Here is a 13,786-nt window from a genome sequence, read left to right as displayed (position 1 = left end):
CGCGCCCCACTGGTCGCCGGCCCCGATCCAGCGCCTTCCACGGCTCCGGCGAAGGTTCGACCCCCATCGGCGGTGCGCCGATATCAAAGTGTTCTCTCAGCGAGGGGTGGGGCACTGGCCTTCATAGCGACTCAGACCCAGACCGCTGGCCTTCTTGCTGCGGCCTACCGGACCGTTCTTGGCGGAGCGGACCCAGGTGCCGTCGGTGTCGAGGACGGGCATGCGTTCGCTGAAGGCTCGGCTGTAGTGGATGGTGCCGTCGACGGTGAGGATGCCGTCGCGCACATCGATATGGGCGACGGTGGCCCAGAACGAGCTCTTGCCGTTGCCGATGATGACGGTGATCTGGTCGGCGTCCTTGTCGGGGAGGCCGTCGGGGCCGGGGCGGCCGTAGCGGACGCGGACTCGGGGGTTGCCGAATTTGTCGATGGCGCCCGCGCCGTTGTCGACGGATTGGTAGACGTTGAGGAGGAGGTCGCCGTTTTCGGTGGGGCGGACGGTGACCTGTTCGGTGGCGGGGAGGTTGTTGGCGCCGGGGCCGCGGGTGTCGCCCTGGTGGTGGATGAACGGCCACTGCGTGATGTCGCCCTGATGGCCCTTCTCGCCGCTGAGGACCACGTAGTCGCCGGTGATCTCGTTGCGGCAGAAGAAGTACACGTCCAGGTCGCCCGTGCCGAACTCGGTGACGCGGCCGTTCGCGTCGTATTTCGCGCCGCGACCGTCCCACTCGAGGCCGACTGTCAGCACGTAGCCGGGATCGCCCTTGCGAAGGTCGATGGTCGCGCGGCGGTCTGGCGAATCCTTGGTCAGAACGACATCGACTTTGCGGAGATCGACCGACGGCGCAGGGGGCGTAACACTCTGCGGCGCAGGCACTTCGGTCACACTCGGCGGCGCGTGCACTTCGGCCGGTTCTTCTTCCGCATCGACAACGATGCCGTGATCGGTCGCGAAGGCCGCCAGTCCGGCGCTATACCCCTGGCCGATCGCATCGAGCCGCCACCCACTCCCCCGTCGGTACAGCGCGACAGCTTGCAGCACCGTCTCCGAATCCAGACCAGGTGGCACGAAACTCACCGTTTGACTCGCTCCGACGACGGAAACCCGCAGCCCGGCCACCGCACCGAACCGAATCCCCTGCGCCTCGGTACTTCCGGTGATCACCACCCGATGAATCTCGGCAGGCAAAGCCGAAAGATCGACCGCGACAACAGCATCGGACTCCAACCGCACACCGGAAGCCGCCGGATTGTTGAAGAACACGAAGTCGGCATCGGAGCGCACCTTGCCGTCGGCGGTCAACAGCACCGCGGCAATGTCCACCGCCCCGGCCGGGCTGTCGAGATCCAGGCGCACCGTGTACTGCCCGTCGACGAGATCGGTCTTGGACCCTTTGGACACCTCGACCATCGTTGCCGCACTCCCACTCATGATTCTGCCCCTCCGCCAGTCGACTGAGCCCCACGGTACCCGCAGCGCTGCCGATGGTCCTGAGCTCTGCGATCGGTCCCGGACCGCGCCTGACACGCGACAACGCCGGCCCCGTAGGACCGGCGTTCACGCACTACACGGCGACGAGACCGAGGTCGAGCTTCACCAATTGATCGGCGCAATCGAAGTACCGGTCATCGTGGGTGATCACGATGACCGTCTTTCCACGGCGCTTCAGATCCGTGAGGATCTCGTGATAGAACACGTCGCGGAAGCGCGGCTCCTGATCGGCGGCCCATTCGTCGAAGACGTAGATCTGGCGGTCTTCGAGCAGGGCGGTGAGCAAGGCCAGGCGCTTGCGCTGCCCCTGCGACAGGTCGACGGTCGACAACCGCCCGTCCTGCACGGTCACCTTGTGCGCGATCTGCAACTCGTCGAGATAACGCTGGACTTCGGCGTCGATACCCGGGCGGTCGAAACCCAGGTAATCCTCGAACAGATGGAAATCGGTGAACACCGCCGACGAATTCTGCCGGTACCACTCGATGTTGTCGTGGTCGATCCTCTCCCCGTTGAGCGACAACGACCCCGAGCGTGGCACATACAGACCGGTGATCAGCTTGGCCAGCGTCGACTTCCCGCTGCCGTTGCCACCGACGATGAACGTGATCTGGCCCGGCTCGAAAACCAGGTCGATCGGACCGAGCCGGAAACCGGCGTCGGCGGACTCGTCGAGTCCGGGCGGCGGAGCCAGCGGGCGCACATCGGTGCCACCGTGGTCGACCCAGTTCTTACCGTTGACATCCACCTGCGCACCACCCGGATGCGCACCGGGATGCGCCGGATGCGGATGCCTGCCGTTGCCCTCACGCGGCGGCATCCCCGGACGCGGCGGATGCCCACCCGGCCCATGCGATCCCGGCGGCGGTGGCACCTGAGATGGCGCCTCCGAACGATAGATGTAGCTGACGTTCGTCAGTTCCAGCTTGGCCTCCCCTGCCGCTGGACGCTCCGAATACGGCAGCGACTCCTCGTCGTGCAACGTGGTCATCGACAGGTTCATCGCCCGGATCTTGGCCAGCGCCACATCACCACGCAGCAGGTCGGGGATGCGGTGCATGAAGTTCTGCATCGGCATCGCCAAGAAGGTGGTGACCAGCACGTAGCCGACCATCGTCTCGCGCGGCAGATCCAGTGCGGCCGCGATGACGAAAAGGATCAGCGCCATCGTGCCCAGCTGCAACGCCTGGCCGAAGCCTTGGGCATAGGAGAACTTCGAGCCCGCGTCGGTGTTCTGGTCGCGCAGCGTGCCCGCCGAACCGAGCAGGTGCCGGTCCATGAAGTCGCGGCGACGGCCACGGTGCAGCTTCAGTTCCTTGATGCCGAGGGTGACGGCCTGGAACGATCGCAGCAGCGCGTCCTCGTTCTCACGGGCTTCCCGGTAGATACCGCGGACGCGCTCGAGAACCAGTTCCACACACGCGATCCCGACCAGCGTGCCGCCCACCGTGACCGCGAAGATCGGGCCCGACACCACGGCGAGGAACACGAAGCAGCCGACGATCGTCGCCACATCCACACAGATCGAGGGGATGGCGGTGACGGCCTGCGACAGTGACCGCACGTCCTCGGTGAGCGTCGCCATCAGGCGATGCATGCCGAGCCGTTCGAGGTGTTCCAGTGGGGCGGAGACGATTCCGGAGCTCAGATCGCTGCGCAGCCGGTAGATCGCGTCCTGGGAGAGCCGGATCAGCAGAACCTGCGACAGCACACCGCTGACGAGGATCACCAGACCCGTCGCCCCGAAGCGGAGCAGCAGGTCATCCGGCTGCGGGCGCGGCGAGACAACCGCGTTGATCAGCGTGACCAGGTAGGTGTTGGCGGCGCCGCAGATCAGGCCGGCGGCGACGACGGCCGCGATCCTGGCCGGCGACAGCGCGGCGAGAAAACGGAGCAGATGCATGGCTTTGCGCTCTCAGCTGCGGATGACATCGAACACGATGCCCTCGAGGGTGACACCGGGTGCGAACGAGAACGCCACACCGGTCGAGATCGGTGCCGATGTCTGCGCGTCGCGGATCATCCGCTCCAGCACGAAGATCAGCGAGACACTGAGCATGTTGCCGTGCTCGGCGAGTACCTCCCAGCTCGGCGCGGCGAGCTCGGCGGGAATACCGAGCGAATGCGCCGACTCCTCGATGATGCGGGGACCACCGGGGTGGATCGCCCACAACTCGATATCGGTTTTGCCGAGTCCGTTGCGCGCCAGCACTTCCGAGACCACCGGGTCGACACCGCGGTAGATGTAGTCGGGCAGGCTGGTCGCCAGTTCGCAGGTGATGCCCGCGTCCTTCACGCCGAGCACGATGCCGTCCTCGGCGTCGTCGAACAGGTGGCTGAAGCTGTCGCGGATCACGACGCTGCCGGGTGCGAGTGGCTTGTGCACCTGGTTGGCGCCGATCACCACCGCGCCGCAGCCGTCACCGAACAGGCTGTGGGTGATCACGTCGTTGACATCGTCGTCGAAAACGGCGTTGACCGAACTCAATTCGATGCACAGCACCATCGCCTTCTTGTCCGGATGGGCCCGGACGTAGTCGACGGCGGCGCGAATGCCGTTCATGGCCGCGGCGCAGCCCATGAAGTTGATGACCATCCGGCCCACCGTGGGCGACAGACCCAGCTGCTTGACCACCGCGACGTCGACGCCGGGGGCGATGAAGCCGGTGCTGGTCACGAAGATCAGCTGGCCGATGTCGTCGGCCGGGTTCGCCAGCCCGGCGACCGCGCGCCGTGCCACGTCGACCGCCAGCGGCACCGCGTGCTCGACGAACAGGTTCATCCGCTCCCGGATGGTGCCGGGCTTGCGGCTGAACTCGAGGAATTCGGGATCGAGCGGGTCGATGGCGAGGTGGCGGGTGTCGATCCTGGTCTTGGCGTAGATCCGCGGAATACGCTGGCGCTGAACGGGATCGGAGAACAGTTCGGCGACCCGGCCCGCGTTCACCGCTTGATCGACGACCAGCGAGGGCGAACCGGTGGCGACCGCCTCGATCACGCCGACGGTCGTCGGCGGCGTGGGTGGTAGCAGGTCGTGCCCGCGCTCGACATCGGGCGTGCGGCGCAGGTCAAAGGAAACAGACACGGGCACAAATCCTTTCGAGACAGAACAGAGGCGGCAGCGGGCCGGGTCAGACGGTTCCGATGCCGGAGAAGCCCTGCGCGGTGTAGGTGACGCAGGTCTTCAGCGCTGACGGTGCGCAGTGTTCGCGCACGAAACCCCACCGGTTCTCCTGCGCCGCACGCGAAGGTGCGAGCAGATAGGTCCGGCACAGCTTGGGGAAACGATCTCCGAAGAAGCTCTTGGCGGGCAGCCACTCCACACCGAACTTCGCGGCTTCCGCACGCACCACGTTCTCCGAGGCGATATTGGCGAACCCGCTGCGCTGGAACGGAAGTACGTGATGGGCCCGGTGCGAACTCAAGCCGGCCGAGAGGAAGCAGTCGACGTACTTGTTGCCGACCACGGTCAGGTCGTAGGCCTGCTCGAGCTGGTTCACCGCCCAGTCCTCGGTCTCGGTGTGCAGTTCCTCGGTCGGGATCTCGAAGTCGTGGCTGGCCACCACCATGAAGGTGCTGATCCACAGCGTGATCACGAATTGCAGGCCCCAGGCGAGCAGGTCGCCCGCGAAGGCGAAGGCCACGAACTCGGCCACCAGCAGGAATCGCATCCCGAACGAGCCGATGAAGTGCGGCAGCGCGCCACGCCAGCTGCCGTACATGTCCTTGATGCCCACCTTGCGGGTGAGCCTGCAGACATCGAGGAGCCGAATGATCATGCCCGTCAACAGATGTCCGAACTTGTGCACGGTGTGCACCGGCACTCGGTACAGGCGCGGGATCTGCATCATCATCGTGAAGACGTTCTTCTTGATGTCGACTTCACTCTGGGTGTGCGGGTGGTGCAGCAGCGCGTGGCCGTCGGCGGTGACGAAAGACAGTGCGACATAGTTCATGTCGAAGGCGTTGACCGCGTATTTGTTCAAGCCCTTCTGCGCGCGGTGGATCGCGTAGTGGCCGAAGCCGGCCAGCGAGCTGCGCAGCAGCACCATCGCGATCACGAAGGCGGGCAACGGCATCCAGCTCGTGTCGTAGAGACGCAGCGCCTGCACGACGATGTAGGCGAAGATCAGCACACCGACGACGATGTTGAACGCGCGATCCATCCGCTTCAGTCGCGCTGCCAGCTCGGGTTCCTCGAGCCGGGCCTTCACCTGGTGCAGCAGATCGGACTTGTTGTCGAACTTGTACTTCGGGGTGTCGTCCCAGCTGTTGAAGCCGTCTTTGAAGAGGAAGTCGGGGGCGTTGTTCTTCGGATGGATGTCCTCGGGCGTGGCATCGCGACCGAGACTGTAACGCTCGATCATTCGCGCGATTTTTTCCGGATTACGGTGGTAGGAACCGATGATCGAGGTGATATCGCGATTCTTCGTGCGGCCGATGAAGAATTCACCGCCTGGATGCTTGGAGATCCAGTCACTCAGGTCGTAGGCTCTGCCGTTATAAACCCATACGTTGTTGACGGGAGGCCGGCCCCTCGGACCGGGCGGTGGCGGGAGCTCGCGCTCCGCTTCATCAGGTCGATCATCGATCGTCATTAGTTCTTCCTCCGTGTCCGATCGGCATCCGATGCGTGTTGCCTGCCGACCAGCGTCCCGACACGTATAGTCCTTGTGGCGCCTTGCATCTCGCTGAACATTCTCTTATTGGATGTGCACTCGTGCGTTCATGATTCGTTTACCGCGGGCGACACCCAGACGACACACCGGCCCGGGGCGGCGGAAGGCACTGTGTGCCAGGTTCCGCTGACCCCGGACCGGTGTGGTTTGATCCGGTAGTTCCGGCGAATTTCAGCCGGCGGGCTTGATGATGTTGACCGGCTCGGCCCAGTTCGACAGGCCGACAGTGACCTCGCCCTGATCCTTCTTCACCACGGCGCGAACAAGATTCGGGCCGTCGCCGGTGGAGGGCGCGTCCGAAGGCTTGGTGGAATCGGAGGCGGGCGGGGCGGTGTCCTGGATCCACACGGTGATCGGCATGGTGCCCGCGTTCTGGCCGATGCGCGGCACGATCGGGTCGATCACGGCGGCGTCGATGGCGCCGGAGACCTTGACGGTGTTGATGCCGTCGATCACCTCACGGCCCTCGGTCTTCGCGTTCTGGATATTGGCGATCACATTCGCGATGCCCTTGTCCTTGTCCAGGATGACACCCGGATCGTAAACCTTCTCGGCCGGACCCGCGGGCACGTAGCGGCCGCCGGCCTGGGTGTACAGGACCTTGTCCACCACCAGGAATTTCGCCTCGGTGAAGGAGGCCTCCGGGGTGAGCTTGACCTTCGCCTCACCCATCGCGGCGCCGGAGCCCTGGGTCTCGTTGGTGACATCGGCGGAGACGGTTTCCACCGGCAGGTCGGGCAGGTTCTTGACGTTGATCTTCAGGTGCACGTTGCGCAGGGTCTGCGTGGTCTTCGCCGACTCCTTCACGATCTGTGCGCCCTCGGGCAGCTGGCCGGTGGGCGCCGGGCCCGCCGTGGTGGCCGAATCGTCTTTCGTGCAGCCGGATACGAGAGCAGCGCAGACCGCCGCCGCCGCGACGACCGAAGTGATGCCGGAACGTCGCGCGAAGCGCCGACGCGAGGTGGGGTTCGGTGTCATGTCGATCAAGTGTCATCCCCTGGAGATGGTCGTATATCGGTATGAGGCAGCCGAAGACCATCGTTCATCTCGCGCGCTCCCCCGTCGGCGATAGTACCCGAGGAGTTCGATTCGCGAGTTCTCTGCACGCACTGACGATTTCGGATATCTGACACCCGCCGACATACACAATTACCCCAGGTCAGACGACTGCGTGGAACCGCCGCCGGTGCTCATCGACCGGGCGCAACCGCGCTTGGTCCGACATCGCCCATAGCACGGACAGTTTCGCTGCCTCCGCCGCGTCGACCGGAGTGAAGATCTGGATCCACTCGCCGTCGGTGGCGGGCAACGCCATCATCGTGAGATGCATCGCGAGCTCGCCGACCGCGGGGTGCTGGATCACCTTGATCAGGTTCACCGGCACCGCGACATCGTTGCGCGCCCACATTCCGGCGAATTCGGCACTGGCCCCACACAATTCGTTGACGAGCGCCTGCCACGTCGGGTCATCGAGGTGCCGGACGTAGGCGCCACGCAGGTAGGCGACCATCCGGCGCTTGTCAACGATGTTGTGCTGATAGGGGTTACAGCACTCGGGCGTCAGGAACACCGTTCGCAGGACATTGCTGCCATCGTCGGTGAGGCTGGGAAAACAGTGCGCGATAGGCGTCGTTGTGCGCCAGGACGCTGTACTTGGAATCGAGCAGCACGGCGGGCAGCGGCGAGAGCTGGTCCAAGATCATCGGCAGGCCCGGCTGCTGATACCCGTACTCTATGGGAGTCGATCAACTCGTCGCGGCACCGCGGTCCGCCGGACCTGGACACGGCGGCCGCTACACCCGGCTGACACGGGCCCGCGAACGGTGGCCCGACGACTACGACCCGGCGCTCTCGGGCCTTTCCCCGCGTGTCGGTGGCCGCTGCTAGGGTCGGTCGAGTTCTGACACGGGGTGTCTCGCAACCGCGAGGCTGAGAACAGACCCGCTGAACCTGTTCAGGTAATGCTGACGAAGGGATGTCACGGTGTTGCGCGCCCACCCCATGAATACCCATCGATTCACCGACCACCTCTGGGACCGGACGAAAGCCCTGCGGGCCGCGATCGACGATCTGGAATTCCTGCGCCTGCTCGGCGAGGGCACCTTACCGCTCGACGTGTTCGGCACCTACATCGAACAGGATTCGCTGTACCTCACCGGATACTCGAAGGCGCTGGCGATACTCGCCGCCAAGTCCCCGGACCCGCAGACCGCGGCCTTCTGGGCGACCTCGTCGGCGAATGCGGCCGCCGTCGAATCGGCCATGCACGAACAGCTGCTCACCGGAGGGGCGCTGCCGCCACGACAGGGTGAACCGGAGCATTCGCCGACCTGTCTGGCCTATGTTTCCTATTTGATCGCCGCCGCCGCGACCGAGTCCTACGCCGTCGCCGCCGCCGCCGCGCTGCCCTGTTTCTGGATCTACGCCGAAGTGGGCCGCGACCTGGCCGCGAGTGCCGCGAAGGTGATCGCCGCCGACCCCGCCCACCCGTACGCCCAGTGGGTGACCACCTACGGTGCCGAGGACTTCCAGAACGCCGCGTCGACGGCTCGATCACTGGTCGACGCGGCCGCCGAATCGGCAGGCGACCGGGAACGCGAAGCGATGGAGAAGGCGTTCACCCTCGCGGTGCGCTACGAGTTGCTGTTCTGGGACACCGCCCTGCACCCGCAGCCCTGGCCTGCCGCGTGAACGGGCACATACGCCGCGCGCTCGCGGTTGTCGCGACCACCGTCACGATGCTGTCGGTGCTCACCGCGTGTGGTTCGGGCGGCGGCTCCGATCAGACCATCCGCTTCGCGCTGGACTGGACACCGAATACCAACCACTCCGGATTGTATGTCGCGTTGCAGCGCGGCTACTTCGCCGACGCCGGTCTGGATGTGCAGGTACTGCCGTACAACAACACCTCGGTCGACACGGTGGTCGATGCCGGGAACGCGGAATTCGGGATCAGTACCCACAATTCGTCGACGTTCGCCCGCGCATCGGGTGCGCGGATCCAGTCGGTTCTCGCGCCCCTGCAACATTGGGCGACCGGGATCGGCGTCCGCGCTGACCGTACCGACCTCGTGAGCCCGAAGAATCTGGACGGCAAGACCTACGCCGGGTTCGGTGACCCGGGTGAGCGGGAGTCGCTCGCGCAGGTTATCCGCAACGACGGCGGCACCGGCGATTTCACCTCCGTCATGCTGGGATCGTCGGCTTACGAAGCCGTCTACTCCGGAAAGGCGGACTTCACCGTCTCGTATCTGGCATGGGAGGGCATCGAGGCCGAACACCACGGCACCCCGATGAAATACTTCCGCTACACCGATTTCGGATTCCCGGACTCCTACGCCATCGTGATCGACGCCAACGAAGGCTGGCTCGCCGAGAACCCGGATCGCGCGAAGAAGTTCGTCCAAGCCTTGCAGCGCGGCTACCAATTCGCCGCGGACAACCCGGACGCGGCAGCCCAGGACCTCATCGACGCCAACCCGGGCGCGTTCAACGACGAGAAGCTGGTCTTCGACAGTCAGCGAATGCTGGCCGAACAGTTCATGAAAGACCCGGACGGCCGAGTCGGGACCCAGACGGTGGAGCAGTGGTCGGCCAATTCCCGGTTCCTGTACCGCAGTGGCCTGCTCAACGGGCCCGACGGTAAACCACTGACCACCGAACCCGACTGGTCGACGTATTTCACCGATGACTACCTTGCCAACCCGTGACGGGTCCGTAGACGCGTCGGTCCTGCCCGACGACCGGATCGGCCGCTGGGCGGGAATCCGGTGGGCGGTGCCGTCGATCGTCATGGTGGCGATACTCGTGGCCGGGTGGCAGATCTATGTCACCACCAGTGGTGTGCGTCCGCAGGTGCTGCCGTCACCGCTGCGCGTGGTCGAGCAGGGCTGGGCGCATCGCGACGAGATCGGCACCCACCTGGCCGCCACCTTGCAGGTCACGCTGATCGGCTTCGCGGTCTCGCTGAGCTCGGCCTGGGTGCTGGCGGTGATCGTCGACTTCTCGCCGTGGCTGCGGCGCGCGTTGGTGCCGCTGTTCGTAGCGTCACAGACCGTGCCGATCGTCGCGATCGCGCCGCTGATGATCATCTGGTTCGGGTTCGGTCTGCTTCCGAAGATCCTGGTGGTCGCACTGGTCACCTTCTTCCCGATGGCCATCGGCCTGATCGAAGGGTTCGGCGCGGCCGACCGCGACGCGGGCGCGCTGCTGCGCAGCATGGGCGCTTCCCGTGTGCAGGTGTTCCGGTATGTGCGGCTGCCGTCGGCGGTGCCGCGGTTCTTCACCGCGTTGCGGATCGGGATCACCTACGCGGTCGTCGGTGCGGTGTTCGCCGAATACGTCGGCGCCAGTGTCGGTCTCGGCATCTACATGAGTCTGCAGAAGAATTCGTTCCGTACTGATCTGGTGCTGGCCGCGGTCGTGGTGACAGCGCTGCTGAGTATCGCGCTCTACCTGACGACGTTCGCCGTCGAACGCCTCGTCGCGCCGTGGGCGCGCGCGGAGCACAGGAGCCGACGTGACTGACGCCGAAGGCGACCGGATCGTCGTCGACCATCTCACCAAGTCGTTCCCTCAGCCCGGTCGGCGCAGCCCCGACCTCGCGGTATTGAGCGGGGTGTCGTTCACGGTCCGATCGGGAGAGTTCGTCACGGTCATCGGCCCCAGCGGCTGCGGCAAGAGCACCGTGTTCAACATGCTGGCCGGGCTCGAATCCCCCGATTCGGGCAGCGTCGAGTTTCTCGCGACCGACGGCGAGAGCAGCGCATCGCACTGCGCCTACATGCCACAGAAGGATCTGCTGTTCCCCTGGCGAACCATCCTCGACAACACCATCCTCGGTCTGCGCGTCCAGGGCGTCCCGAAAACGGAGGCCAGGCGCCGCGCTCGCGAGCTGTTCCCGGCCTTCGGCCTGTCCGGCTTCGAGAACTCCCGACCGTCCCAACTGTCGGGGGGGATGCGCCAGCGAGCCGCACTGCTGCGCACCGTCGTCCAAGACCGCGAACTGCTGCTCCTCGACGAACCCTTCGGCGCCCTCGACTCGCTGACCCGCACCACCATGCAGTCCTGGCTCCAAGAAGTGTGGCAGCGATATCGCTGGATGGTTCTGATGATCACCCACGACATCCGCGAAGCCGTCTACCTGTCCGACCGCGTCATCGTCCTGTCGGCCCGCCCCGCCACCGTCCGCCGCGAACTCCGCGTCGACCTGCCCCGTCCCCGTGACCTGTCCACGATCACCTCCCCCGAATTCGTCGCGCTGGAAGAAGAACTCCTCGCCATCCTGCACGAGGAATCACGCCGGGCATCCGCACACGATGGCGATCAACGGTGAACTCCGCGAACGCACAGCCCGCCGCGCCCGCGCCGGCTCATCCGACTCGACGAGCGCGAATTCGGTCCGCGGACTGCGCCATACGCAGCAGTCCATAGTTCAGCCATCCCGCTCCGCGCACGAGCAGCTCGGGGAAGGTCACACCGCCCCGACCCGGACAACAGGCAGTTTTGTTCGTAAAGTTCATGATTGTGTCACCGAACTCGAATACCGCTGCCATCGCCAGCGCTCTCTCCTTGCTCACCGTGAGACTCGACCGCCTTCTGCGCAACCACCACACCGACTCGCAGATCTCCCTCGTTCAGCGCTCGGCGCTGACCACCCTCATCCGGGACGGCGCGATGTCGCCGGGTGCGCTCGCCAACAAGGAAGGGGTGCGGCCACCATCGATGACGCGGGTCATCAACGCGCTGGCCGAGCTGGAACTGATCGAGCGCCGGCCACACCCGTCCGACGGCAGGCAGATCGTCGTCTCGGCCTCGCGGGCTGGTCGGTCACACCTGACCGACAAGTTCTCGACCCGCGATTCCTGGCTCGCCGAACGGTTGACCAAGCTTTCCAGCGAGCAGACCGTCCTGCTGCGGCAGGCCCTCGCGATCATGAGCCAAATCGGCGAGGCGGATTCCGTGTCCCGATGACTCGACCAGGCTCGGCCCGGCGCCGACGACTGTGGCACGGCAGGTTTCTTCTGTCCGGGCCCTCGGTGTCGCACAGAGGCGCCGCCAACCCGGTTTTCGGGCCGGGGTCGTCGTGCATCACCTACCAGCGCGACATCTGGACCATCGTGGAACATTTTCCCGGTCTGCCCAGCTATCTCGTCAGCGTGGTTATTCGGCCGCACCGGTGATATTGCGGGCCATCCCACCGAATATCACCGCGTGGAAGGGGCTGAGCGCTTTCCAATAGAGATGTCCGGCCAAACCGTGTGGTTCGAACAGGGCGCGCTGCCGGTAGCGCGCACCGCCGGCGGCGGTCGGGGTGACCGACAGCTCGAGCCAGCCACTCCCAGGGACGCGCATCTCCGCGCGCAATCGCAACAGCCGTCCGCGTTCGAGGTGCTCGACCCGCCACCAGTCCAGCGCTTCGCCCACGTGCAGGCGGTGGGGGTCGCGCCGGCCGCGTCGCAGGCCGACGCCACCGAGCAGGCGGTCGATCCAGCCGCGCAACGCCCAGGCCAACGGGAAGGAGTACCAGCCGTTTTCGCCGCCGACGGCCTCGAGGACGGCCCACAGGGTGGCGGGGTCGGCGGTCGTATCGCGTTCTCGCACATCGCTGTACAGCGATCCGCCGGACCAGTCGGGATCGGTGGGCAGCGGATCCGACGGGGCGTCGGACAGGCCCGCGTCGGACCATCGGGTGGGGACGTCACGATCCCGGATACGGCGTAGTGCCAGGCTCACCGCGCCGGAGTAGGAGGTGAGCCCGGCCGGTGGGTCCGGGATGAAGCCGGCGATGCGGTGGTCCTCGCACACGACGTCGTTGATGAGCGATTCCATCAACGGCACGGCGAGCGCGCGCGGTACCGGGGTGACCAGGTTGACCCACTGGGCCGACAACCACGGGGTCAGCACGGGTACGGGCATGATCATCCGGCGGGGCAGGTCCGCCGCCTCGGCGTAGCCCCGCATCATGCCCTCGTAGGTGAGCACGTCGGGGCCGCCGATGTCGAAGGCGTCGTTCACCGTGCCGGGCAGGTCTGCCGCGTGCACCAGATAGTGCAGGACATCTCGGACCGCGATGGGCTGGATCCGGCTGCGCACCCAGCGCGGTGTCACCATGACGGGCAGCCGTTCGGTCAGATACCGGAGCATCTCGAAGCTGACCGATCCGGAGCCGATGATCACCGCCGCGCGCAGCACCGCGGCGGGGGTCGGCGCACCGAGCAGGATCTCGCCCACCTCGGCCCGCGAGGCGAGGTGGCGGGACAGCTCCTGGCCGGTGGGCGTGATGCCGCCCAGGTACACCGACCTGGTCAGGCCTGCGCGTTCTGATTCGGCGGCGACCAGCGTCGCCGCCTCCCGATCCACGTTCTCGAAATCGGCGCGACCCAGGGAATGGACGAGGTAGTAGAGCACTTCGTGCCCGTCCAGCGCAGTGCGCACGTCGGCGGCGCGGGTGACGTCACCGCGCACCACCTCGACCCGGTCGCGCCATGGCGCGTCGTCGATTTTGCCTGGGTCGCGGGCCAGGACGCGGACGGTGTGTCCGGCGTCGAGCAGTTCCGGCACGAGTCGGCCACCGAGATATCCAGTGGCACCGAACACGACGCAGCGCATGCGAG

General features: G+C 65.9%; 11 protein-coding genes, 1 pseudogene and 1 riboswitch. Of the genes and pseudogenes, 5 read left to right on the top strand and 7 right to left on the bottom strand.

Annotation, left to right across the window (positions count from 1 at the left end):
- Positions 1 to 96 precede the first annotated feature (96 nt).
- From ACTWPB_RS21055 to ACTWPB_RS21030, 6 genes and pseudogenes are all read right to left on the bottom strand, one after another.
- A complete protein-coding gene (locus ACTWPB_RS21055; RefSeq protein WP_446222292.1) occupies positions 97 to 1,431 on the bottom strand; it encodes a TerD family protein in 1,335 nt (444 codons plus the stop codon).
- 133 nt (positions 1,432 to 1,564) lie between these two features.
- Entirely contained in the window at positions 1,565 to 3,394 is a 1,830-nt protein-coding gene (locus ACTWPB_RS21050; protein WP_446222291.1) for an ATP-binding cassette domain-containing protein, read from the bottom strand.
- Between the two features lie 12 nt (positions 3,395 to 3,406).
- Positions 3,407 to 4,576, bottom strand: a complete 1,170-nt coding sequence (locus ACTWPB_RS21045) for a type III polyketide synthase (RefSeq protein ID WP_446222290.1) — start codon at positions 4,574 to 4,576, stop codon at positions 3,407 to 3,409.
- A gap of 46 nt (positions 4,577 to 4,622) precedes the next feature.
- On the bottom strand, positions 4,623 to 6,089 hold the full coding sequence (locus ACTWPB_RS21040; protein WP_446222289.1) for a fatty acid desaturase: 1,467 nt from the start codon (positions 6,087 to 6,089) through the stop codon (positions 4,623 to 4,625).
- Positions 6,090 to 6,341: 252 nt separating this feature from the next.
- On the bottom strand, positions 6,342 to 7,148 hold the full coding sequence (locus ACTWPB_RS21035) for an LppX_LprAFG lipoprotein (RefSeq protein ID WP_446222288.1): 807 nt from the start codon (positions 7,146 to 7,148) through the stop codon (positions 6,342 to 6,344).
- Positions 7,149 to 7,329: 181 nt separating this feature from the next.
- Positions 7,330 to 7,873: pseudogene (locus ACTWPB_RS21030) on the bottom strand (MmyB family transcriptional regulator).
- A gap of 193 nt (positions 7,874 to 8,066) precedes the next feature.
- A riboswitch (TPP riboswitch) is annotated at positions 8,067 to 8,163 on the top strand.
- Between the two features lie 8 nt (positions 8,164 to 8,171).
- Between ACTWPB_RS21030 and ACTWPB_RS21025 the strand changes: the two are divergent.
- The 5 genes from ACTWPB_RS21025 (at position 8,172) to ACTWPB_RS21005 (ending at position 12,143) form a co-directional block, all read left to right on the top strand.
- Positions 8,172 to 8,861, top strand: a complete 690-nt coding sequence (locus ACTWPB_RS21025; protein ID WP_446226432.1) for a TenA family protein — start codon at positions 8,172 to 8,174, stop codon at positions 8,859 to 8,861.
- 47 nt (positions 8,862 to 8,908) lie between these two features.
- Entirely contained in the window at positions 8,909 to 9,880 is a 972-nt protein-coding gene (locus tag ACTWPB_RS21020; protein ID WP_446226431.1) for an ABC transporter substrate-binding protein, read from the top strand.
- A gap of 82 nt (positions 9,881 to 9,962) precedes the next feature.
- Positions 9,963 to 10,697: an ABC transporter permease gene (locus ACTWPB_RS21015; RefSeq protein ID WP_446226430.1), complete on the top strand. Its 735-nt coding sequence runs from the start codon at positions 9,963 to 9,965 to the stop codon at positions 10,695 to 10,697.
- Positions 10,690 to 11,505, top strand: coding sequence for an ABC transporter ATP-binding protein (locus tag ACTWPB_RS21010; protein WP_446222287.1), 816 nt, complete (start codon positions 10,690 to 10,692; stop codon positions 11,503 to 11,505). The genes ACTWPB_RS21015 and ACTWPB_RS21010 overlap by 8 nt, the downstream gene beginning before the upstream one ends.
- A 185-nt stretch (positions 11,506 to 11,690) precedes the next feature.
- On the top strand, positions 11,691 to 12,143 hold the full coding sequence (locus tag ACTWPB_RS21005) for a MarR family winged helix-turn-helix transcriptional regulator (RefSeq protein WP_446222286.1): 453 nt from the start codon (positions 11,691 to 11,693) through the stop codon (positions 12,141 to 12,143).
- A 189-nt stretch (positions 12,144 to 12,332) separates the two neighbouring features.
- Here ACTWPB_RS21005 and ACTWPB_RS21000 read toward each other — a convergent pair whose 3' ends face one another.
- Positions 12,333 to 13,781 carry an SDR family oxidoreductase gene (locus ACTWPB_RS21000; protein WP_446222285.1) on the bottom strand — a complete coding sequence of 483 codons (1,449 nt, stop codon included), beginning with the start codon at positions 13,779 to 13,781 and terminating at the stop codon, positions 12,333 to 12,335.
- Between the last annotated feature and the right edge of the window lie 5 nt (positions 13,782 to 13,786).

It is taken from the genome of Nocardia sp. IBHARD005 (assembly GCF_052814245.1).
Note: the sequence above shows the minus strand (reverse complement) of the source record. Positions and strands in the feature narration are given on the sequence as shown.